This window comes from Pseudomonas sp. S11P7 (assembly GCF_023195435.1).
Taxonomy (GTDB): Bacteria; Pseudomonadota; Gammaproteobacteria; order Pseudomonadales; family Pseudomonadaceae; genus Aquipseudomonas; species Aquipseudomonas fluorescens_G.
Window position 1 is genome coordinate 2,840,608 of record NZ_JALPKS020000002.1, and the last position, 21,518, is coordinate 2,862,125.

Annotated in this window: 16 protein-coding genes and 3 pseudogenes; 7 read left to right on the top strand and 12 right to left on the bottom strand. The window is 61.0% G+C overall.

The window, feature by feature from the left end; all coding sequences use genetic code 11:
- The first annotated feature begins 182 nt into the window (after positions 1-182).
- The 3 genes and pseudogenes from M0746_RS13055 (at position 183) to M0746_RS13065 (ending at position 3,869) form a co-directional block, all read left to right on the top strand.
- Complete coding sequence (locus M0746_RS13055) at positions 183-2,309, top strand: TonB-dependent receptor family protein (RefSeq protein WP_258449467.1); 2,127 nt, start codon at positions 183-185, stop codon at positions 2,307-2,309.
- 94 nt (positions 2,310-2,403) lie between these two features.
- Positions 2,404-2,763 (top strand): hypothetical protein, encoded by a 360-nt coding sequence (locus tag M0746_RS13060; RefSeq protein ID WP_258449468.1) that lies wholly within the window; start codon positions 2,404-2,406, stop codon positions 2,761-2,763.
- Positions 2,764-2,817: 54 nt separating this feature from the next.
- Positions 2,818-3,869: pseudogene (locus tag M0746_RS13065) on the top strand (alpha/beta hydrolase family protein).
- Between the two features lie 143 nt (positions 3,870-4,012).
- Here M0746_RS13065 and M0746_RS13070 read toward each other — a convergent pair.
- Positions 4,013-4,639 (bottom strand): hydrolase, encoded by a 627-nt coding sequence (locus M0746_RS13070; RefSeq protein ID WP_258449469.1) that lies wholly within the window; start codon positions 4,637-4,639, stop codon positions 4,013-4,015.
- 225 nt (positions 4,640-4,864) lie between these two features.
- On the opposite strand from M0746_RS13070, the pseudogene M0746_RS29455 reads away from it, so the two are divergent.
- Positions 4,865-5,761 (top strand): annotated as a pseudogene (locus M0746_RS29455) (LysR family transcriptional regulator).
- Positions 5,762-5,780: 19 nt separating this feature from the next.
- Here M0746_RS29455 and M0746_RS13085 read toward each other — a convergent pair.
- On the bottom strand, positions 5,781-6,218 hold the full coding sequence (locus tag M0746_RS13085) for a DNA methylase (RefSeq protein WP_258449471.1): 438 nt from the start codon (positions 6,216-6,218) through the stop codon (positions 5,781-5,783).
- A gap of 266 nt (positions 6,219-6,484) precedes the next feature.
- On the opposite strand from M0746_RS13085, the gene M0746_RS13090 reads away from it, so the two are divergent.
- From M0746_RS13090 to M0746_RS13100, 3 genes are all read left to right on the top strand, one after another.
- Complete coding sequence (locus M0746_RS13090) at positions 6,485-8,050, top strand: sensor domain-containing diguanylate cyclase (RefSeq protein WP_258449472.1); 1,566 nt, start codon at positions 6,485-6,487, stop codon at positions 8,048-8,050.
- Between the two features lie 81 nt (positions 8,051-8,131).
- Positions 8,132-9,109, top strand: a complete 978-nt coding sequence (locus tag M0746_RS13095) for an AraC family transcriptional regulator (protein WP_258449473.1) — start codon at positions 8,132-8,134, stop codon at positions 9,107-9,109.
- Positions 9,110-9,295: 186 nt separating this feature from the next.
- On the top strand, positions 9,296-10,423 hold the full coding sequence (locus M0746_RS13100; RefSeq protein ID WP_258449474.1) for a mechanosensitive ion channel family protein: 1,128 nt from the start codon (positions 9,296-9,298) through the stop codon (positions 10,421-10,423).
- Between the two features lie 48 nt (positions 10,424-10,471).
- On the opposite strand, the pseudogene M0746_RS13105 reads toward M0746_RS13100, so the two are convergent.
- The 10 genes and pseudogenes from M0746_RS13105 to M0746_RS13150 form a co-directional block, all read right to left on the bottom strand.
- A pseudogene (locus M0746_RS13105) lies at positions 10,472-12,392 on the bottom strand (tyrosine-protein phosphatase).
- Between the two features lie 587 nt (positions 12,393-12,979).
- Positions 12,980-13,267, bottom strand: a complete 288-nt coding sequence (locus tag M0746_RS13110) for a DUF971 domain-containing protein (RefSeq protein WP_258449475.1) — start codon at positions 13,265-13,267, stop codon at positions 12,980-12,982.
- Positions 13,264-14,226: a HEAT repeat domain-containing protein gene (locus M0746_RS13115; protein ID WP_258449476.1), complete on the bottom strand. Its 963-nt coding sequence runs from the start codon at positions 14,224-14,226 to the stop codon at positions 13,264-13,266. Before M0746_RS13115 ends, M0746_RS13110 begins: the two co-directional genes overlap by 4 nt.
- Positions 14,223-15,071, bottom strand: a complete 849-nt coding sequence (locus tag M0746_RS13120) for an ABC transporter ATP-binding protein (RefSeq protein WP_258449477.1) — start codon at positions 15,069-15,071, stop codon at positions 14,223-14,225. The genes M0746_RS13115 and M0746_RS13120 overlap by 4 nt, the downstream gene beginning before the upstream one ends.
- On the bottom strand, positions 15,071-15,844 hold the full coding sequence (locus tag M0746_RS13125; protein ID WP_258449478.1) for an ABC transporter permease: 774 nt from the start codon (positions 15,842-15,844) through the stop codon (positions 15,071-15,073). The genes M0746_RS13120 and M0746_RS13125 overlap by 1 nt, the downstream gene beginning before the upstream one ends.
- Before the next feature lie 131 nt (positions 15,845-15,975).
- On the bottom strand, positions 15,976-17,379 hold the full coding sequence (locus tag M0746_RS13130; RefSeq protein WP_258449479.1) for an ABC transporter substrate-binding protein: 1,404 nt from the start codon (positions 17,377-17,379) through the stop codon (positions 15,976-15,978).
- A 234-nt stretch (positions 17,380-17,613) separates the two neighbouring features.
- On the bottom strand, positions 17,614-17,859 hold the full coding sequence (locus tag M0746_RS13135; protein ID WP_003225615.1) for a 4Fe-4S dicluster domain-containing protein: 246 nt from the start codon (positions 17,857-17,859) through the stop codon (positions 17,614-17,616).
- Between the two features lie 28 nt (positions 17,860-17,887).
- Complete coding sequence (locus M0746_RS13140; protein ID WP_258449480.1) at positions 17,888-19,618, bottom strand: fumarate reductase/succinate dehydrogenase flavoprotein subunit; 1,731 nt, start codon at positions 19,616-19,618, stop codon at positions 17,888-17,890.
- Positions 19,615-20,367: a GntR family transcriptional regulator gene (locus tag M0746_RS13145; protein WP_258449481.1), complete on the bottom strand. Its 753-nt coding sequence runs from the start codon at positions 20,365-20,367 to the stop codon at positions 19,615-19,617. The genes M0746_RS13140 and M0746_RS13145 overlap by 4 nt, the downstream gene beginning before the upstream one ends.
- A gap of 219 nt (positions 20,368-20,586) precedes the next feature.
- Complete coding sequence (locus M0746_RS13150; protein ID WP_258449482.1) at positions 20,587-21,474, bottom strand: Dyp-type peroxidase; 888 nt, start codon at positions 21,472-21,474, stop codon at positions 20,587-20,589.
- Positions 21,475-21,518 lie beyond the last annotated feature (44 nt).

Sequence of the window (21,518 nt, forward strand, 5' to 3'; positions counted from 1 at the left end):
GGACGGTCTGTGTGAAAATCGTCAACAGCGCGGTGGGATTTGTTTATTGACCCTGCAGCGTCGATCCGCGAAGTTATTCCCCGTCCAGTGGTTGCTGCTGGCCGGGGAAAGCTCGGTTGTCATGTGTTTCCCCGCTTGTTTCCTGCGTCGCACTGTTCATCCCTGTTCGCTGGAGTTTTTCGATGCCGTCGCCCAAATCCCTGCCCGCCGCCCTGCTCGGCCTGGCCCTTGCCTGCCCGGCGCTGGCCGAGACCCAAGGTCTGGAACTGGGGCAAGTGCTGATTTCGGCGGATGAGCGCAGCGGCGCAGACGCTAGCGTCGAAGAAGCCAGGGCCCGTCTGGAACAGGTGCCCGGTGGCACCAATGTCGTCGACATGCGCCAGCCATTGCAGGGCCGCGTGGCGAGCAATCAGGATGTGCTGGCCTATCAACCGGGCGTCTATGCGCAGTCGGCAGGCAATGAAGGGGTGAAGATTTCGGTACGCGGTTCGGGCATCAACCGCGCGCCGGGGGCGCATGCCTCGGGGTTGTACACGATGCTCGATGGCTTGCCGTTGACCGGCCCCGGCGGCACGCCGTATGAATTGCTCGAGCCGTTGTGGGTCGATCACGTCGAAGTGCTGCGCGGCGCCAATGGTTTCGATCGCGGCGCGCTGGCGCTGGGTGGGGCCATCGATTACGTCAGCCACACCGGCTACACCGCGCCGAAGCTGCAAGTGCGTTATGCGACCGGCAGCCACGGCTATCAGCAGCGCCAGGTCAGTTCCGGGCAAGTGCTCGGCGACTTCGATTACTACGTGTCGCTGACCGATGCCAACGCCGACGGCTATCAAGATCACACCGCCAGCGAAAGCAAAGGCGTGATTGCCAACTTCGGCTATCGCTTCAACCCGAACCTGGAAACCCGCTTCTATATCCGCTACCGCGAAACCGACAACGACCTCGCCGGCCGCGTCACCAAGCATTCCATCGAGCATCATCCACGGGCCGCCAACCCGTCCTACGTGGCGCGGGACGACAGCCGCAAGCAACCGGGCAGCACCTTCATCGGCAACAAGACCACCTTCTACATCGACGACGATTCGAGCATCCAGACCGGCCTCGTCTATCACGACTATCCGATGGATCTGCGCGAAGGCCCGAACCGCTTGAAAGTCGCCTACACCGACGTCAGCGGCACCTTCGACTACAAGCGCCGCGACACCCTGTTCGGCATGGAAAGCCGCAGCAACGTCGGCCTGCGCGTGACCAAGCACCTGCCCAATGATGGCGCGAGCGAATTCGTGCGGGTGCCCAGTGGCAACACGGTCAGCTACGCGCCGGGCACGCGCATGCGCAACTTCACTTATCAGGGTTCGGACACCGTCCTGCATGTTGGCAATGACCTGGAAATCGCCGATGACCTGTGGCTGACCACCGGCCTTGCCGCCATTTACACCCGCCGCGAAAGCGCGGTGACCTATCCGGACAGCGGCGGCAAAACCAGCCTCAACGACTGGGACTATGCACCGCGAGTCGGCCTGCGCTACCAGATCGCCCCGGATGTACAAGTGTTCGGTAACCTCAGCCGCTCGGTCGAGGCGCCGCACCCATGGTCGCTGATCTACAGCTCCAACGTGCGTTTCCCGGCCGGCAGTGGCGCGGCCACCGGCACGCAAAAAGACCCGACCACCCTGCAAAACCAGACCGCCACCACCCTCGAACTCGGTGGCCGGGGCGACAGCGCCTTCGGCGAATGGAGCCTGGCCTGGTATTACGCGCAGGTGCGCCATGAGCTGCTTTCGGTACTGCCCGATGCCACGGCGGTCACCCCATACGAACTCAACGCCAGCCCGACCGTGCACCAGGGGATCGAAGCCAGCCTCAACAGCAAACTGTGGATGGCGGCGGATGGCCGTCAGTTGAGCCTGCGTCAGGCCTACACCTTCAGCGATTTCCACTATCGTGATGACCCGCGTTTTGGTGACAACCGTCTGCCGGGCTTGCCGATGCACTATTACCAGGGCGAGTTGCGTTATGACTGGCCGCAAGGGTTCTTTTCCGCGGTGAACACCCAACTGGTTTCGAAAGCAGCCGTGGATTACGCCAACAGCTACTACGCTGACCCCTACGCGCTGTTCGGTGCAACGCTGGGCTACAACGCACCGAAGGGTGGCTGGCAGGGCTGGGTCGATATGCGCAACCTGACCAACAAGCACTACGCGGCCACGGTCACGCCGGGGTACGACGACAAGGGGCTGGATGCAGCACGGTCGACGCCGGGTGAAGGAATGGGGGTGTATGTCGGGGTTTCGTGGAGTTTGCTCTGACCGATTGCCCTTGGAAGCAAGTACTGCGGGTTGCTCAGAGTCATTCTCGCCAAGCTGACTTTGATTTCACCCGCCTCCGATGATGGATCGTCCGATGAAATCTCGATGTCCCGAATGTGGCTATATTGCGAACAGTATTCCTCCCACCCACAAGTGCCCCGAGTGTGGAAGTTTCTCCCACGACTGGCTGATTTATGATTGGGTCAGCTTTGCTTCGATCAAGCGTCGGCATCTCGGCTATAACGGGGCAATTATTTGCCTGGCGCTCGCTGGCATGCTGACGGCCGTGTTTGTCGGGTCATCCCCAGTGCTGCCGTGGATGTTTGCCTTGCTGATCGTCCCTGCGATGATCAGCGGATGGCGTTGCCGCAGGCAGCTGAGAGACCCGTCAAAATACCAGGGACACAAGGCTGGCATTGTGTTTCCCTGGTTTAGCGGTTTCGGGGGATTGTGAAACGCACAGACAACGAGATCCGCTTCGCCCTACCCATCAAGGAAGATAACAACATTGAAAACAGCTCTGCGCCTCCTGCTTATGATTGGCGTTTCAACCAGTGCTTTGGCTGACGTCGAGCAGATCGGCTTCCAGACCACCACCTTGCCCGACCCGCACCATCAGCGCCCACTGGAGTTGGTCGTGTGGTACCCGAGCCCGACAACCGACGCGCCAGAGCTGATTGCCGACGATGTCGTGTTTGCCGGCGCCAGCGCCGTTCGCAACGCGCCTCCTGCTACAGGGGAACATCCCTTGGTGGTGTTGTCTCACGGCTATCGCGGCAACTGGAGCAATCAGATCTGGTTGGCCAGTGCGCTGGCTCATCAGGGGTACATCGTTGCTGCCATCAACCATCCTGGCAGCACGACCCATGATCGCCGCGCACAAGCAGCAGAACAGTTGTGGCAGCGACCCGTCGATGTCAGCCGGGCGATTGATGCAGTCATGACACAACCGAACAAATTCGGTGCGACCGCCAAGCGGCGGATCGCCGTCGTCGGGCATTCCCTCGGTGGCTGGACTGCGCTGGAAATCGCCGGTGCACGCTTTGACCCACAGCTGTTCGCAGGCGATTGCAAAGCCCATCCGCAGCTGTCCAGTTGCAAGGTTTACCAGACCATGAACCCCGCAAGCACTACGCCACTCAAAACAGCATTGGCCAGCGATTTGCGCGACCCTCGGGTCAGTGCTGTCGTGACCTTGGACCTTGGGCTTTCGCGCGGCATGACCGACCAGAGCCTCGCGGCTCTACCCGTGCCGGCGCTGGTGATTGCAGCGGGTGCACCCTCGCAGGATCTGCCGGCCGAGCTGGAGTCCGCCGACCTCGCCAAACGCTTGCCCGAGGCAACCAGCCGATATGTCGAGATCGGTGACGCCAGTCATTTCAGCTTTCTGCCAACCTGCAAAGCGGGGGCGGTGGAACTGTTGGAGGATGACGCACCGGGGACGGGATCATTTGCAGCGATGGCGACAACGCCCGTCCAAGGGAGGTGATTCAGCAGCAGGTAACTTCGCTGATCAGCGGTTTCCTGAAGCAAGCGGCAAGCGCCAAAGTGGAACGTTGAATAGCAGAACGGCTGGCCAGAACGGGCCTGCCGCTCTTCCTCCTTGGGCTGAACAACCGCGGCGCGCACCCAGAGCTAAAAAGTGAGGCCCGCAAACACAGGCCTCACTTGGTCAACGGACTGAATTGCTACTGTTTACAGTCTCACAGCGCTTTTTCCGCATTGTAGCCATCGGCATTTTCAAATACCCCCATGAACCCCGCGACCGTCGACTCGCGTGCCCAGTCGCGCTGAAGCTCGCAGTACAACTGCACACGGCTGATCAACCGGGCACCCGCCTGTTCCATGCGCCGTAACGCCGCTTCGTGAGCAACAACCGACGTACCGCCTACGGCATCAATCGGTATGTAGACCTCATATCCCTCCTGAATCGCATCGAGTACCGGAAAAGTCAGGCAGGCTTCGGTCCAGAGCGCGGTCATGATCAGCTTCGGTCGGCCAAGTGCCTTGACGGCTTGCTTGAACTCAGCGTCTTCCCAGCTGTTGATCGAGGTACGGTCATAGGTGGGCAAATGCCCGAGTACCGCTTGCAGTTCCGGAATCGGAGGTTTGTTGCGACCGGTCGCGACGTTGACCGTTGAATGGATGATCGGGAGGTTATAGTTGACGGCCGCTTTGGCCACACTGGTGATGTTGAACACCAGCTCGTCGCGCGGCATCGAGCGGATCGAGGACACCTGAATCGGCTGGTAATCAATAACGATCAGCGCCGAATTCACTGGCGACAACAGTTGATCGGTCAGAGGGTTGCGGATTGTCTCGCTTGCCATTTGCTGCTCCTGCTTTTAGTTGTGATGTACGCCAGCGCGGACCCGATAGCTCGCTCGAACAAGCGGCGAATGCTTCGTAGCCTGCACTGCATTGAGGGAGACTGCATTTCCCGGCGACAGACCCGGTTGGGCCTGTTGCCAGAGAGCAGGATTGTGCTGTTGCTCGACTCAACGCAGTAGTAGCATCCCGAGACTAGCTGTGTTGCAGAATGGGGAACGCTGGTTTTGGATATCGAAGAATTGCAGACCTTTGTAGCGGTCGCTGATGCGGGCGGAATTTCATCGGCGGCGACTCGGCTGGGCGTGTCCAAATCCATCGTCAGCCGCCGGCTCGCGCGGCTTGAGGCGGATCTGGGCATTCAACTGCTCGCGCGCACGACTCGCGGTGCGGCGCTGACCGAAGCGGGTATTGCGTTTCGCGACCATGCCGCGAAGGCCTGCGCCGAAATGGACATGGCGAAGGAAACACTGCTGCCTGCCGGCCGCTGCGCGGCCGACTGCGGATTGCCGCGCCGCTGTCTTTTGGTCCGACGCATTTCGCCCCGATGCTGGCAGAAATGGCGCGCCGTCATCCACTGCTGCAGATGCAGACTTGCTACAGCGATCGCTTCGTTGACCTGATCGGTGAAGGGTATGACTGTGCGATACGCGTAGGCTATCTACCGGACTCGAATCTGATTGCGCGTGGCATCGGCCCGATCTTCACCAAACTCGTCGCCAGCCCCGGTTACATCAAAGCCCATGGCGAACCGGCAGGTCCACACGACCTGCTGGCTCATGAGGCGTTGATGCAGGGCACCGAAACCTGGCAGTTCATGGACGGCGGCAACGTGGTGACGGTTCGTCCGCAAGGACGCTTCAAGGCTGACAACGGCACGGCGTTGGTTGCCGCTGCAACGGCCGGATTGGGCGTTGCCTATTTGCCGGACTGTCTTACCTATGAACAGGTGAAGTCAGGCGCACTGGTGCCGATCATGACTCGCTACCCCCGCCGCCGGCAGGCGCCTATGTCGTCGTGCGCCCCCGGGGCCACATCCGGCGCGCAAGATCCAGGCCCTCACCGAACTGCTGATCGAGTCGTTCGGACAGTCACCCCATTTCGCCAAGCCGGTATCCGTGTGAACGGCTTCGCAAAAAAACACTATTGCAGGAACAACACCGCCGCCGCTTCGCGCATGAAAATCTCAACGGTCTTTGGTCCGATCCCATCGAACTCGCAGAGGCGTTTTTCAAACGCCCTGTGATCAGTGCTCGCGGCCACGATGTTGCTGACCTTGCCGGCGTATTCGCTATTGAGTTTGTGTGCCAATGCGAGCAAACGCGCTGCAGTGCTCTCGTCGTAACGCACATAACGGGCTTGCCCGAGTAGCCCGACCAACTGGCGGTGGCTGCACTGCGCGAGTTTCTGCGGCGTATCGTTCCGATGCTCCACGACGATGATCTGGTACGCCTGCGCGGCAATTGCGCCCTGGATTCTTTTGCCCATCAGAAAACTGGCAACCAGCCATTTGAACAGCCCCGCTTCGTTGGCTCCTTGAAGGTCGATGTGCAAGTCGCTTGCGCTGATGTTTTTGCTCACCGGTCTGGTCTCAATGATGACACTCGCCCCCGGCATGGCTGCCGGGTATTAGCTGGATTTCAGCCTCGCCTTGTCAGTTCCGATAGGCCCAGGCAAGTGAAGTTCGAAAAAACATCACGCTTCGAACATGTCGCAAGATGTACTCAACGATGTCTGCTTCGGCCGTTAAATTGAATCTCAACCCAGCACATGCGGTCAGCTTGTTGAGACGACCAGACGAATGCCACGGGAAGAACCTATGAGCCTCGCAGCCTATGAATGCGCACATGCCCGGCCGAAACCGGCCTGACGAGAAGATACAAGACAACGCAGACGGTGCCCCGATCAAGGCCGTCAGCGCTGTCGCGGCGTTCCGTCTGACAGTGGCGTTCATGTTGACGGTGATTCTGGCGTTTCTCGGCGTGGAAGGCTGGCGGACCTGGCGTGACTATCACTCAGCGTTCAATTCGGCGCGCAATTCCGTCACCAACCTCGCCAGAGCCACGGCGCAACATGCAGAAGATGCCATTCGGCAAGTGGACGTGCTCACAGCGGCTCTGGGCGAGCGAGTAGAAGGCGATGGGCTGCGAAACATCGATGTGAATCGCATCCACAAACTGTTGGTACAGCAAGCCAGATTGATGCCGCAATTGCACGGTCTGTTTATTTATGGCCCGGACGGGCAATGGATTGTCACCGACAAGGAAGTCATTCCAGAGCCTGCGAACAACGCCGACCGCGATTATTTTCAGTATCACCGCACACACACCGATCGCAATGTGCGGATCGGCAAAGTGGTGAAAAGCAAATCCACCGACGACCTCATCATTCCCATCTCGCGTCGCTTGAACAACCCTGATGGTTCCTTTGCAGGAGTTCTTCTTGGGACCATCAAAGTCAGTTATTTCGTGGATTATTACGGTGATTTCAAAATCGATGACCGAGGCGCATTGGTTCTGGCACTGCGCGATGGAACAATTCTGGTACGTCGCCCGTTTATCAAATCCGTTATCGGCCAGAGCCTGGCGAGCAGTGAAATTTTCACCCGTTATCTGCCCGTCTCCAGCGACGGCATCGCAGAAGTCAAAGCTGTCGTGGACGGCACCGAGCGCCTGTATGGTTATCGGGCCTTGAGCACCTACCCCTTGGTTGTCGAAACCGGGTTGTCCCGTGAATCGATCATCGCGCCCTGGCGCTGGGATCTGTACAAGACCGGATTTGTGCTGTCCTCGGTGATCTGCGCATTTACCGTGTTCGGTCTGGTTGTCCTTAACCAGCTTCGCCAGCGCATGGCCATTGAAAAAGAGCTGCGTCTTGCGCATCAGACCATGCGCGATATGGCCTTGACCGACAGCCTCACCGGCCTGGCCAACCGGCGTCGGCTGGACACTGCGCTGGCTGACGAGATGCGGCTGGCCAAGCGGCAGAACTCGTCACTGGCATTGATCATGATCGACGTCGACTACTTCAAACGCTACAACGATACCTACGGGCATGCCGCCGGTGACGAGTGCCTGGGAAACGTAGCGAAAGCGATTGCCCAAGCGCTGAAGCGCCCCGGGGATCTTGCCGTCCGGTATGGCGGGGAAGAGTTTTCGGTGCTGCTGCCCAATACCGATCTCGACGGCGCGCAACGGGTCGCCCGGCACATCATCGAGACCATTCGCGCACTGAAAATAGAGCACGCCAATCACCCGTTGGGCCACGTCACTGCCAGCGCCGGCATCGCGGCGGCCAGGCCGGCCGAACAGGACGTTAGCGCGGCCATGCTGATCAATGCCGCTGACAAGATGCTCTATGCAGCGAAGCAGCAAGGTCGTGATCGCTACTGCAGTGCCGCGCAACTGGCGTGATCGCAACGCTCGTCACAATGCAGTCACCGCGACCTGATAGCCTTGCCGCACGTCTCAATCGCCAAAGGCCCGCAACGTCAAATGCAATGGAATGAGCCCACACTGCGCCAGCCCATCATCCTGCGCTCCGAAAACCTCCACTGCGATGACTTCGGCGCCCTCTTCTCGCGCTTCTTCGGCAACCGCTACGCCGACACCCCGCCGATTCCCTCGAACATCGTCATCAGCGGCGTCTACGGTCGGCACGAAGGCGTGAGCTTTCGTCGCATGCATTATCGCGGCGACTTCAGCGTGACCTTCCCTGACCCACAAGACGAGATCACCTTCGTCATCCCCACCGCCGGCAAGATCCTGTTCAATCACACCAGCGAATCCATCGGCGCTTGCCATACCGGGCTGGCGATCGACAAGGCGGACATCCGCTCGATGCGCTTCTGCGACGATCACGCGCATCACGGCATGTCGATCAATCGCCATCAGCTCACCGAGCGTTTATCGGCGTTGCTGGATAAACCGATCGTGCAGAAGATCGTGTTTCAGCCCAGCGTGGATTTGCATTCGCCAGCCTTTCAGGGCCTCAAGGCGCTGATTGATCTGGCGACCGGAAGCGAATTCGACACCTTGCTCAACAGCGGAACCTTGATGCCCTCGCGCCTGCGCGAGATGTTGATCGATGCGGTGCTGGAGGCGTGGCCGCATAACTTCTCCGAGGCGTTGCGGCGACCGGCGCCGCTGGTGGCGCCCAGGCACGTGAGATTGGCAGTGGAGTTTATTCAAACGTATCCGGAGCAACCAGTCAGCGGCGTGGATCTGGCGCGAATGAGCCATGTCAGCCAGCGCGCCTTGCAGGAAGGCTTTCGTCGCTTTGTCGGGATGTCGATCGTGGCGTATCAGCGCCAGGTGCGTTTGCAGCGCGCTTATGAAGCCTTGGCGCAGCAGCATTCGGCGTCGGTCACGCAAGTGGCGCTGCGCTTTGGTTTCAGCAATGTCGGGCGGTTTTGCCAGTATTTCCAGAGTGCGTTCGGGGTGAGCCCGGCGCAGTTGAAATCCAGGCTCTGAAACTTGCGTATTACCGAGCCTCCCCATGCACGTCATCCGCCCCCAGCGTGATTTGATGGAACAGCTACACCCTCATAACGACTAACCCTGACAGGCCACCCGATTGCAGCACCGGATCGCGTGGCGTCTACCTGGCTGCGGTGGCTGCTGCGGATGCGGCGGCGCAGGTTTCGATAGGGGGTTTCGATGACTGAGGATTTCACTGGATTTTTCACTGATCACGCTATTTTAGGCATTTCGCTGGGGAACTGGATTCTGGCGTTCTGCGCAACGTTGCTGAGCTATTTTCTGGCGCGTACGGCGATCCGCTTCGTGTTCCGCAAGGTGCAGGCGCGAGCCGCCGCCGGTAACAGACATTTGAGTTACATGGCCAGCGAAGTGCTGTCGGCGACCAGCACGACGCTGTTGCTGCTGGCGTCGATTCTCATCGGGATCGGTTTGCTCGATCTGCCCGAGCGCTGGCTCAATCGGGTCAGCAGCCTGTGGTTTGTCGTGGCGGCGCTGCAGGTCGGTCTGTGGGTCAATCGCGCATTGGCACTGGCGCTGCATCGTTATTTTTCACGTCACAGCACCACCGGCACGTTTCAGGGCAGTGCTCTAGCGACACTGAGCCTGTGGGGCGTCAAGGTGTTGTTGTGGGCGGTGATTCTGCTGGCCATGCTGTCGAATCTCGGCGTCAACATCACCGCGTTCGTCGCCAGCCTGGGCGTCGGCGGTATCGCTGTGGCGCTGGCGGTGCAGAACATTCTTGGCGATGTGTTCGCCTCGCTGTCGATTGCCGTCGACAAGCCGTTTGAAGTGGGCGACTTCATCGTCGTCGGCACGCTGGCCGGTACCGTCGAACACGTGGGCCTGAAGACCACGCGCATTCGCAGCCTCGGCGGTGAGCAGATCGTCATGGCCAACGCCGACATGATCGGCAGCACCATTCAGAACTACAAACGGCTGCAGGAGCGGCGGATCGTTTTCGAGTTTCGCCTGACCTATGAATGCTCGACCGAGCAGATCAAAGCGATCACCCGCCGCGTCGAAAGCATCATCAAGAATGAAAAACAGGCGCGCTTCGATCGCTGCCACTTCCGCAGTTTTGGCGAAAGCGCACTGGAGTTCGAGACGGTGTATATCGTTCTTGATGCCAGTTACAACGTGTACATGGATGTGCAGCAGCGGATCAATTTGCAGATCATGGAGGCGGTGGCCGAGGTGGATGCGGCGTTTGCCTTCCCGTCGCGGACGGTGCACATCGCGTCATTGCCCGAAGCGGCAGCATTGCCGCCGAGAGCGCAGCAGGTCTCGCGTACGCAACACGCCTGAGCGCTTTGAACAACCGACCGCCAGCAGCACTGGCGGCCGGTTGTTCGTTCAGAACGCGTAACTGGCCTTGAGCCCGCCGTTGAAGCCGTGGCTGTCACCGCCACCGCTCGCGCCGACTTCAGCGCCCAGGCTCAGCGCGCCGAGATTAGCCATCAGGTTGACGCCGCCGCTGAACTGATCGCGATTGTCGAAAGCCGCGCGCTGTTCAACGTCGAGGCCGAGCAAGTGGCCTTGGCTGTCAACCCGGTTGTCACCCAAGGTGCGTTCGTAGCCAACCTGCACGCCCGGCACCAGTTGCCAGGCGCCCATGGCCAGCGGAGCGAACGCGACGTTGAGATTGGCGATCGCGCTGCGGCGGGTGGCGCTGTTGTCGTCGACGTCCAGCGCCAGTTCGCTGCCCTTCTCTTTAAAGCTGTTGAGGTCGAGGTGACTGATGCGCAAGCCGAGGCTCGGCTCGAAGATCATGCCGTCAACCGGGGCGCGATAACCCAGCGCCAAGGTAGCCCCGGTGAGGTTCCCGTGAGTGTCGCCTTTCGCCGTGCCGAGGCCACCGCCGAGTTCGCGTTTGCTGGTGTAATCGACGTAACCGGCGCTGGCGTTGGCGTCAACGAACAGGCCGCGTTCCAGGCTGCTGAAACCGTAGCGCGCGCCGACATTGAGGAAGGTGAAGTCCGTGTCCGCTTCACCGCCTGCCCCGCCGACGCTGCCATCGCTGTAGCCGAACCCGCCGCGCGCACTGGAATTGCTCGCTGAAGCGTTGAGTGAGGCCGACCATCAGGCCTTGGCTGTGTTCGTTACTGCTGGCAGCGTGAGCCGAGCTATCGGTGCCGAGGTAACCGGCGAGCGCGGTGCTCCAGAGGCGGTACTGCCCGACCTTGAGGTCACTGCCGCTGGCGAAGGGGGCGGCAGCTTGCTCAATCATTGCGTTCTGGCGCAGCAGATAGCTCGCCGCGTCGGCGTGCACCTGACCGCCGACCTGGCTTTCAACCCCACCGAGAGTCCCGGCATCGATCGCTGATTGCAGATAGTAGTTGTAGGCGCTGTAGGTGCCGGACAAGTCGGTGTTCTGCAACTGCCGCAGCAACTCGGCACCGGCCGCCGCGTTGCCGATCAGCCCGGCCTGCCCGGGCAAACTGTTGTATTCGACCAGTTTGCCGCGCAGCACGTAAATGGTTTCCTGCGACAGACCGAGACCCTGTTTGAGGTAATTGTCCATGCTGCCGTACTCGGCGGCGACCTGGTCGAGGCCGGCCTGCAAGTAACTGGCCTGCACGCCCAGTAACGGCTCGTACACCGCGGCCATGCTCGGTGGCAAGGCTTTCAGCGTCGCCGCGACTCGGGCGGCGGTGTAATCGTTGGTCGCCAGATAGTTGGCCATGATGGTCGCCTCATCGACCCCGGCGATGCTCTGCAAAACAGCCGCGGTCCAGCCGGTGCGGTCCTTGCCAGCGGTGCAGTGAAACAGCTGCGCGGCATCGACACCGGCGAGTGCATTGAACAACTGGCCGAACTGACTGCGCATGCCGGCATCGCTGACGAAAGCACGATTGGTCTGCTCCATCATGGCAATGGCGTCGGCGGCACTGTTGAACGAGATGTTGGTGATATCTGCCCCGGATGTGGTGCTGCCAATGATGTCGATGTTCTGCCAGGTGGCACCCGCGATCATCGTGTCAGGCGTGGCGGCGATTTCGCTGGGTGTGCGCAGATCATAAATCGCCCCGATACCCAGCCCGTTGAGCGTCGCCAGATCCGCAGCTGACGGCGTCAGCGCATTGGAGCGGTAAAACACGCCGCTGCGCATGGTGCCATCGTGGGCGGTGGAGTAAGCCGTGGAGGTACCGGCGACATCCCGAAAGTTATCGATGCCTTGCAGGCGCGGCGTATCGAGCACAACAGACTCGGCAGCGTGGGCGGCAGCGATGGACAGGCTCAGAGCGGACAGCGAACACAGAAGACGTTGGAACACAGTGCAGCCTCATTGAACAAGCGTTGGGCTGGTCACTATGGGGACGCGAGTGGGCCGGAATATGACAGTTTCGATCAGCAAGCAAATGCCCGCGCGAATGGTCCGTGGGGTGCGTGAATGGTCTGTATTGGACAACAGGAGCAGTGCCGCCCTGATTGCCGGGTCGGCTTGAGACCAGTCTTGAAATCAAAAGCCCCTCACCCTAGCCCTCTCCCGGAGGGAGAGGGAACTGACCGAGGTGGATGCCAGAGCCATGCCGACCTGAAATCCCGAGTCGAACACAAATTCTGAAAAGCCCAAAGATCGGCTCCCTCTCCTCGGGGGAGAGGGCTGGGGGTGAGGGGCAGCCACACCACAAACCCAAAGCCGACCACCCGCTTCTAACCACTCAATAATGAGCGTTAGCTCGAGTGCCCTTGATCTTGATCTTGCCTGACCGGCGACATCGGAGCGAAGGGACCCGAGCCTGCGAGGGCCGGACGTAGGAGCAAGCCTTTTGGGTTACCTTTTTGGCGTTTGAAAAAGGTGACCCGCCGTAAGGGCGGAACCCTAAGTAGCCGTTACCGCAGCAACGGATATGCCCTCAATCAAAGACGACACCCATCCAGCCCCAGCAGATAATCCCAAGGATAAATCCCCCGCTGATGCCCGTCACTGAACACCAGCTGCACCCCATACCCCTGACCATTCACCTCAACCAGCCGCACCCGATCATCGACCAACGGCGTAACCCCGCGCAGCCGAAACGCACGGCATTGCGAACACGGACACTGACGACGCAAATCGGCATGACCCAACACCGACTCACCCCCATCCGCCCAGCTCAGCGTCAACGTCCGCTCACGCTGCGAATTGACCACCGCCAAAGGACTCACTGCAACTGACTCAAGGCAATGCGCACCGCCTTGCGCACCTCAGGATCACCATCATCCTGCGCCGCCTGCAACGCCGCCACAGCGCCGCGATCGTTCAACTCGCCCAAGGCCAGCGCGGCCTCTTTGCGCAAATTACTGATGCGATGCCCCAGCGTTTCGATCAACCCCGCCAGCGCCGGCACAAAACGCAACCGGCCCAGGCTGCGGGCGGCGCGCAGACGCACTTGCCAGTAGTCATCGCTCAACGCCTCGACCAGCGCCGGGCCGGCATCGTCATGGCCGACCTTGCCCAAGGTCGTCGCAGCTTCCTCACGCACCTGCCAGGCACTGTCGCGCAAGGCCTGACGCAGCGCCGGCAACACCTCGGCGCTGGACGCCAAGCCCAGCGCACCAGTCGCCGCACGGCGCACTTCGGTGTCCGGATCATCACTGGCCAACCGCGCCAACGCAGGCAGCGCGTCAAGTTGTTTGAGCCAGCCCAGCACGCCGACCGCTTCGCGGCGCACATTGGCGTCGGCATCGTTCAGCGCCGCGACGGCAGCAGGCGCCGCGTCGGCAAATCGCAACTCACGCAAGGCACGAAACGCAGCGACCCGCACGCCGACATCGGCATGATCAGTCCACGGCAGAATGACTCGCCCTGCCCCTTCGGACTTGAGCAGACTCAGGCTTTGCGCAGCAGCCGCTTGCACGGTCGGCGACGGATCGGTCAGCGCCTCGCACAAGGCGCGCACGACCGGCTCATCCTCCCAGGCTTCGAGCAGCCGTGCGGCTTCAGCGCGTACGGCTTCGGCAGGATCGTGGCCAAGACGATCGACCAGCCAGAGCAAGCCATCGGGCTCCTCCAGATCCGCCAGCTCGATCAGGGCGATGCGCCGCACGCCAGCGTCTTCAGCGGTGAGGCGCGGTTGCAAGGCGAGAATTTCTTCAATATCGGACACAGCAAAAATATTCGTCATAGGGCAAATCGCGGCAAAGGGTTTTCGGGAGGCAAGCCGAGCGGGTTGAGGCGCGGCAGCGGTCGGTCGGTGTCGTGGCGCAGCAGGTCGAGGCAATGGCGTTTGAGACGGGCGAACTCGGTGCTGGTGACCAGTTCGCTGGTGCGCGGACGCGGGAAATCCAGACGCAGGTCTTCGATGATCCGCCCCGGACGCGCACTCATCACCAGCAAGCGGTCGGCGAGAAACAGCGCTTCGTCAATGTCATGGGTGACGAACACGACAGTGGTACGGATGCGCGTCCAGATATCCAGCAGCAGCTCCTGCATGTTCAGACGGGTCAGCGCATCCAGCGCACCGAACGGCTCGTCCATCAGCAGCAGCCGCGGCCGATTGACCAGCACCCGAGCGATTTCCACCCGTTGCTGCATGCCGCCGGAGAGTTGATCGGGCCAGCGCTCGGCAAAGCCTTCCAGGCCTACCAGTTGGAGAATGTCATCGGCCGCGCGATGCCGCTCGGGCTTGCCGATCCCACGCATCTTCAAGCCAAAGGCAACGTTGTCGCGCACCGTACGCCATGGAAACAGCGTGTGATGCTGGAAGACCATGCCACGCTGCGGCGACGGCCCGGATACTGCCGCGCCGTCGACTGCCAGACTGCCGACGCTGGCCTTCAGGTGTCCGGCCAAGGCGCCGAGCAACGTCGATTTGCCGCACCCGGACGGGCCGAGGATGCACACGAACTGGCCGGGTTCGATCTGGCAATCGAGATGCTGCACTGCTTCGAAGGCGTCGCGACCTTCACCGAGCACGATCGACAATTGGCGAATGTCGATCCGCCCTTCCGGGGTTTGCATCACGCTCATCAGGCTTTTCCTCGCGGTCGATGCCAGGGCGTGAACACACCGCCCAGACGTTTGATCAGCAGGCTGCAGCCCATGCCCAGCACGCCGATCAGCAACATGCCGACGACAATGTCGGCGTAGTTCTGAATGGTGTAGGACTCCCAGGTGTAATAACCGATGCCGAACTGACCTGAGATCATTTCCGCCGTCACCAGACAGAACCACGACGTGCCCATACCGATGGCCAGACCGGTGATGATGCTCGGCGCCGCACCGGGCAGAATCACTTCGAGCAGAATCGCCCGGCGCCCGGCGCCGAGGCTTTTCGCCGATGCGATCAGCCTTGGGTCGACGCCTTCGACGCCGTGCACGGTGTTGAGCAGGATCGGGAACAGTGCGCCGGTGAAGGTGATGAAGACCATCGACAGTTCCGAGGACGGGAACATCAGGATCGCCAGCGGAATCCACGCCACGGCGGGGATCGGGCGCAGGACTTCCAGCGGTGGCAGCAACACGTCTTCAGCCCATTTCGAGCGGCCGATGGCCAGGCCCAAAGCGATGCCGATGACCAGCGCAGCGAGGTAACCGGCGAACACGCGGCTGAGGCTGGCGGTGAGGTGCTGCCAGAGTTTGCCGGAGTCGCCGAGGCCCAAAGCGGCTTCGATCACCGCCAGTGGTGTCGGCACGTTGGCGAAGGTCACCAGGCCGAGATTCCAGTGGTGGCTGGCGGCGAGTTGCCAGAAGAGCAGGCAGAGCAGCAGTGAGGCGGCTCTTGATAGCCAGCGTGAAAACATATATCACCTCTGATCGTTCCCACGCTCTGCGTGGGAATGCATCCCGTGACGCTCCGCGTCACATCCAAAGCGGACGCAGAGCGTCCATCGAGGCATTCCCACGCAGAGCGTGGGAACGATCTACGTTTGAGTTAGCGGGCGGCGACTGCCTGAGTGGTGGCATCGCTGAAATCGAAAACCTTGCCCCCCTGCGCCGACGCAAATTCCTGCGCCTGCCCCTTCAGCAAAAACGCACTCAACCGTCCCTTCGCATCACTGGCAAACCACGCCTGCTCGGCCAACAACTTGATCCCGCTGTCACTCGCCTGCGCATACACCGCACGAATGTTTTTGCCTTCCAGCTTCAACGCGGCCAATGCGCTGAATGCCGACTCCGCCGAGGCATAACGGCGCACCTTGGCTTCACCGCGCACCCAGATTTCCGCGACATGGCTGACATCGGTAATCGCTTTGCCCGTTGCCGCATCCACGCCCGTCAACGGCGTCTGCGCGTAATCGGCGAGTTGCGCCGTGTAATCCAGATGCGATGCCTTGAACGCCGCGCGAATGTACTGATCGTCGATAAAGCTGTTGAGATCGAGCCCGCGATCGGCCTTCTTCAAAAGCTTCAAGGTGTCGATGGCGGTGCCGACGGCCTGGCGATATTCAGGTTTCCAGCTCAGGTCGCGGGTCTGCACGCCGAGCGGTCCGTGGAACAGGTAGGCGACCTCGGCATCGACCCCGGTGACCTTGGCGATCAGTTCGCTGTATTTCTCAGGCTCAGTGGCGAGCAGTCGATTGGCCTCGATACTCGCCCGCAGATACGCGACGACGACTTCCGGGTATTTCTTCGCATAGGCCTGATCGACCAATGCACCATGGAATGTCGGCGCGTTGGCTTGGGAGCCGTCGTAGATCTTGCGAGCGAAACCGCGACTGGGGAACAGTTCGGCGAACGGCACGAAATCGGCGTGGGCATCGATCTTGCCAGCCTGCAAGGCTGAGCCGGCCACCTCTGGCGGCTGGGCGATGATGTTCACATCCTTGAGCGGGTCCCAGCCCTGCGCCGCCACCGCACGCAACAACATGCCGTGGGCTGTGGAGGCGAACGGCACGGAAATGGTCTTGCCCTTGAGCTCGGCCAATGACTGCACCGTGGACGCGCTCGGCACGACGATGCCGTTGCCGCTGCCCTTGATGCTTCCCGACAGCACGCTGATGAACAGGCTGTGTTTGCCGGCGGTTTCGAACGCCACACCGTTGAACGCACCGGGGAAATCGGCCATGGCGCCGAAGTCGAGTTTGCCGGCAACCATCTCGTTGGTCAGCGGCGCGCCGCTGGTGAAGTTCTTCCACTGCACGTCGTACGTGGCGTCTTTGTAGGCGCCGTCGTGGGGCAGGTATTTGTCGAGCAGACCGAGCTCACGAATCAACAGGCCGCCAGCGGCGCAGTTGATGGTGGTGTCCTGGGTGCCGATGGCGATGCGGATGGTTTCCGCCGACGCTGACACGCTGAAGGAAGCCAGTAGCAGACCGGCGATTGCTGCACGCAACATGGGTGTTTCCCCTCGAATCGTTTATTGGATGTTCGTCTCCGCCACGATCAGGGCGCGGTGGGAAACGAGGGGGTTTTGGTGAATCTGGCGTCCGGTGTTTCCGGGTGGCTTTGGGTCTCGGCTGGCCTCATCGCTGGCAAGCCAGCTCCCACAGGTTACTTCGGTGTTTATACAATCGTTGTTCGACCACAAATCCCTGTGGGAGCTGGCTTGCCAGCGATGGCGTCCGCCCGATCAGCGCAGGAGATAGGGGATGTCGACCTTGACGGCCCCGGTCGGGCAATCCTTCTCGCACGGCATGCAGTACCAGCATTCGTCGAACGCCATATAGGCCTTTTGCGTGGCCGGGTTGATCGCCAGCAAGTCCATCGGGCACACATCGACACACACGGTGCAGCCCTTTTCGGCGATGCATTTGTCCTCGTCCACAGTGACGGGAGCGTTGGAGCGGAAGAAGATTTCCTGAGCTTGATAGGCCATGGTCCGGACTCTCTTGTTTAGGGGTGCATCAAGCGGCGAAGGCGCCCACGCGCAAGCGGTCGTAGGCCTGCATTTCTTCAGCGTCGAGCGGGATGATGTAAGGCTCGACGGCTTTCTTGAAACTGGTCATCTGGCCGTCCTCGCCCTTCTTCAGGTGGCAATGGCAGAACCACTCACTGTCGTTGCGTTGCGGGTGATCGACGCGGTAGTGGTACAAGCCCCAGCGGCTTTCGGCGCGGAACAACGAGGCGCGCGCGGCCATTTCGGCACAATCGCGGATCACGCTGGTTTCCATCGCGCGCATCAGCTCGTGAGCGTTGTTGGCTTTCATCTGCTCGAGATCGCGCTCGATGTCGCTGAAGCGTTGCAGGCCGATCTGCATCTTCTTCGTCACTTTCGGCGGTTGCAGGTAGTCGTTGACGAAGCGCCGCAGCTTGTATTCGACCTGCGCCGGTGGCAGGCCGTGTTCGCGATCCAGAGGGGCGTAGACCCGGGCCTTTTCCTTGGCGATCTGCTCGGCATCCAGTGCCGAGAACGCGCGCCCGGCAACGAATTCCGCGGCGTTGTGCCCGGCGAACCAGCCGTAAGTGAAGGCGCCGAGCATGTAGTTGTGCGGCACGGCGGCCATATCACCTGCCGAGTACAGGCCTTTCACCGAGGTCTCCGCGCGTTCGTTGACCCACACGCCGGACGCCGAGTGGCCGCTGCAAAAGCCGATTTCGGAAATGTGCATCTCGACCATTTGCGTGCGGTAGTCAGTGCCGCGATTGGCGTGAAACTGGCCGCGGCTCGGGCGTTCGTTGCTGTGCAGAATTTCTTCGATGTTCTGGATGGTTTCCTCGGCCAGGTGATCGAGTTTGAGGAACACCGGGCCGTTGCCACTTTCCAGTTCCTGGTGAAACTCCCACATCATCTGCCCGCTCCAGTAGTCGCACTCGATGAAGCGCTCGCCCTTGTTGTTGGCGGTGTAGCCGCCCAAGGGGCCGGTGACGTAGGCGCAGGCCGGGCCGTTGTAATCCTTGATCAGCGGGTTGATCTGGAAGCACTCGAGGTTGGCCAGCTCGGCGCCAGCGTGATAAGCCATCGCATAGCCGTCGCCGGCATTGGTCGGGTTCTCATAGGTGCCCATCAGGTAGCCCGACGACGGCAGACCGAGGCGCCCCGCCGCGCCGCACGCCAGGATCACCGCTTTGGCCTTGATCACATGGAAATCGGCGGTGCGGCAATCGAAGCCCATCACGCCGTTGACGGCGCCCTCCTCGTCGGTCAGCAAACGCGTGCAGACCAGGCGATTGGTGATGCTCACTCGCGCGCGTTTCAACTGCCGATACAGCACTTTTTTGATGTCGTGCCCTTCCGGCATCGGCAGCACGTACGCGCCCATGTGGTGAACCTTTTTCACCGCGTAATCGCCGGTTTCGTCCTTCTCGAACTTCACGCCCCAACGGTCGAGCTGTTCGATCGTTTCGAAACTGTGGGTCGCGTACGCATACACCGCTGCCTGATTGACGATGCCGTCGTTGGCGATGGTGATTTCCTTGGTGTACTGCTCCGGCGTCGAGTGCCCGGGAATGATCGCGTTGTTCAGGCCGTCCATGCCCATACTGATCGCGCCACTGCGTTTGACGTTGGCCTTGTCGACCAGCAGAACGCGCAAGTCACGGTTCTGCTCTTTCGCCTTGATCGCCGCCATCGGCCCGGCCGTACCGCCGCCAATCACGACGATGTCGTATTCCTGTTCGAGCACATTGCGGGTCATGCCTGCTCCCCTTTTTGCCGGTCGATCCGCAGGCGGTACTGGAAGGCATCGCCACGGTAGTAAAGGTGTTCGAAGTCCAGCGGCTGGCCTTGAGCATCGTGGGTCAGACGCTCGATGCGCATGATCGGCGAGCCCGCCTCGACGTTGAGCGCCTGGGTCAGGTCGCTGTCAGCCAGCACCGCGTCGATGGCCAGATCAGCGTGGCCGAGAGCGATGCCGCAGTCGTTTTCGAGGATCAGAAAAATGTCGCGGGTGACCAGATCGGCCTTCTCCAACCGCTCGCCGACGGCTTTGGGCAGGTAGGTGATCTCCAGCGAAATCGGCTCGCGATTGATCAGGCGCACGCGTTTGATCTGCGCGACGGTCTCGCCCTCCGCCACCTGCAGCCGCTCAGCAACGCGTTTGTCCGCTGCGATGAACTTGAAACTGCGCAAGCGGTTGATCACCTCGTAACCGCGGCCGGTCATCGACTCGGCGAGGCCTTGCAGGCTGCTGACATTCTGGAAGGTTTTTGGCTTGGCGACAAAGGTGCCCTTGCCGTGGATCTTGAAGATCAGCCCTTCCTTCTGCAGATCGCCGAGTGCCTGGCGCACGGTGATGCGGCTGACTTTGAACAACGCGCCAAGTTCGCTTTCGGAAGGCATCTGGCTGTCTTGCGGGTATTCACCGTCGAGAATCCGTGCGCGCAGCACATCGCGCAACTGGGTGTGCAGCGGGACGCTGCCAAGGGAGAGAACGTTATCGGTCATCTTCGGATCACTTGTCATAACGAGTTATGGCGTGATCTTAGGGTTGTTATAACAAGCTTGAGAAATATTGTTTGGACATAACCTTAGATGCTTCACACGGTCGCTTTTGCAGGAGTGAGCCTGCTCGCGATAGCGGTGGGTCAGTCATTGATGTGTTGTCTGACACACCGCTATCGCGAGCAGGCTCACTCCTACAGGGGATCGCGGTACAGCAAGTGATCAGCCGATGCGCAAGGCGCGCAGGTCGAGATGGCCGTCTTTAAGTGGCGGGCACCAGTAGTAGCCGCCGGTGATCGGCCGGCTGATGCGATACAGGCCGTCAGTGATGCCGTCTTCCAGGCCGCTCATGCGCCGCAGTTGCGCTTCGAAGGCATCCAGCGAGAAGCCGAACGCGAGGAACATCAAACCGGCGCGATCACCTTCGATCCACGGCATCGAGCGGCGCACGACGAAGGCTTCCGGGGCGAAGCTTTCCTGCGCGGTGCGTTTGACGTGGGCCGAGACCGGCGCGTCGTCGATTTCTTCGTTATCGCTCAGGCGCCGGCCCATGATGTTGTCTTTGTCCTCGGCAGACAATTGGTGAAAGCCCTTGAGGTCGTGCTGCCACTGCTGGATCGCGGCGAAACTGGCACCGACATGGCCGTCAGCGCCCTGGCTGAGCAATGCTGCGGCGATGGCGGCGTCATCGTGCGGGTTTTCCGTGCCGTCTTCGTAACCGGTGAGGTCGTGGCCGTCCTTGTGGCGGAAGGCTTCCTGACGATCAACCAGTCGCAATGCCGGTGCGAGTGCGGCTTCCAGGGCATTGGAACGGTTGAGCAGTTCGCCACGGTCGACGCCGTGCAACCAGACCCACAATGCGTGCTGGGTCGCAGGGTTCTCGACGCCAACGCCGGCCAGTGCCGGAAAGCTGCGCAGGCCGTCGATCTGCACGTTGAGTACCTTCACCAGCGGTTCACCGAAACCGACCACCGCCGACGCGCCATCCACCTGATTGAGCAGGTTATCGAGCGCCTGCGGCAGCGCTTCCACCGACTCAAGGGCGAAGAACAGGTGACGTGCCTGCGCAGGAACTGGGGTGGCGAGAATGCCCGGCTGGTAGTAACTCATGTGAACTCCTTGAAAAAGTGCGCGGAGTTTACCTGCGGGCGGTG

What these genes read in the sequence shown, in the direction of transcription:
- M0746_RS13055 (WP_258449467.1), top strand. Translation starts at nt 183, where the DNA reads ATGCCGTCGCCCAAATCCCTGCCCGCCGCCCTGCTCGGCCTGGCCCTT.
- M0746_RS13145 (WP_258449481.1), bottom strand. Translation starts at nt 20,367, where the DNA reads ATGACCGATAACGTTCTCTCCCTTGGCAGCGTCCCGCTGCACACCCAG.
- M0746_RS13090 (WP_258449472.1), top strand. Translation starts at nt 6,485, where the DNA reads ATGCCCGGCCGAAACCGGCCTGACGAGAAGATACAAGACAACGCAGAC.
- M0746_RS13070 (WP_258449469.1), bottom strand. Translation starts at nt 4,639, where the DNA reads ATGGCAAGCGAGACAATCCGCAACCCTCTGACCGATCAACTGTTGTCG.
- M0746_RS13140 (WP_258449480.1), bottom strand. Translation starts at nt 19,618, where the DNA reads ATGACCCGCAATGTGCTCGAACAGGAATACGACATCGTCGTGATTGGC.
- M0746_RS13115 (WP_258449476.1), bottom strand. Translation starts at nt 14,226, where the DNA reads ATGACGAATATTTTTGCTGTGTCCGATATTGAAGAAATTCTCGCCTTG.
- M0746_RS13060 (WP_258449468.1), top strand. Translation starts at nt 2,404, where the DNA reads ATGAAATCTCGATGTCCCGAATGTGGCTATATTGCGAACAGTATTCCT.
- M0746_RS13135 (WP_003225615.1), bottom strand. Translation starts at nt 17,859, where the DNA reads ATGGCCTATCAAGCTCAGGAAATCTTCTTCCGCTCCAACGCTCCCGTC.
- M0746_RS13125 (WP_258449478.1), bottom strand. Translation starts at nt 15,844, where the DNA reads ATGTTTTCACGCTGGCTATCAAGAGCCGCCTCACTGCTGCTCTGCCTG.
- M0746_RS13120 (WP_258449477.1), bottom strand. Translation starts at nt 15,071, where the DNA reads ATGAGCGTGATGCAAACCCCGGAAGGGCGGATCGACATTCGCCAATTG.
- M0746_RS13130 (WP_258449479.1), bottom strand. Translation starts at nt 17,379, where the DNA reads ATGTTGCGTGCAGCAATCGCCGGTCTGCTACTGGCTTCCTTCAGCGTG.
- M0746_RS13095 (WP_258449473.1), top strand. Translation starts at nt 8,132, where the DNA reads ATGCAATGGAATGAGCCCACACTGCGCCAGCCCATCATCCTGCGCTCC.
- M0746_RS13150 (WP_258449482.1), bottom strand. Translation starts at nt 21,474, where the DNA reads ATGAGTTACTACCAGCCGGGCATTCTCGCCACCCCAGTTCCTGCGCAG.
- M0746_RS13100 (WP_258449474.1), top strand. Translation starts at nt 9,296, where the DNA reads ATGACTGAGGATTTCACTGGATTTTTCACTGATCACGCTATTTTAGGC.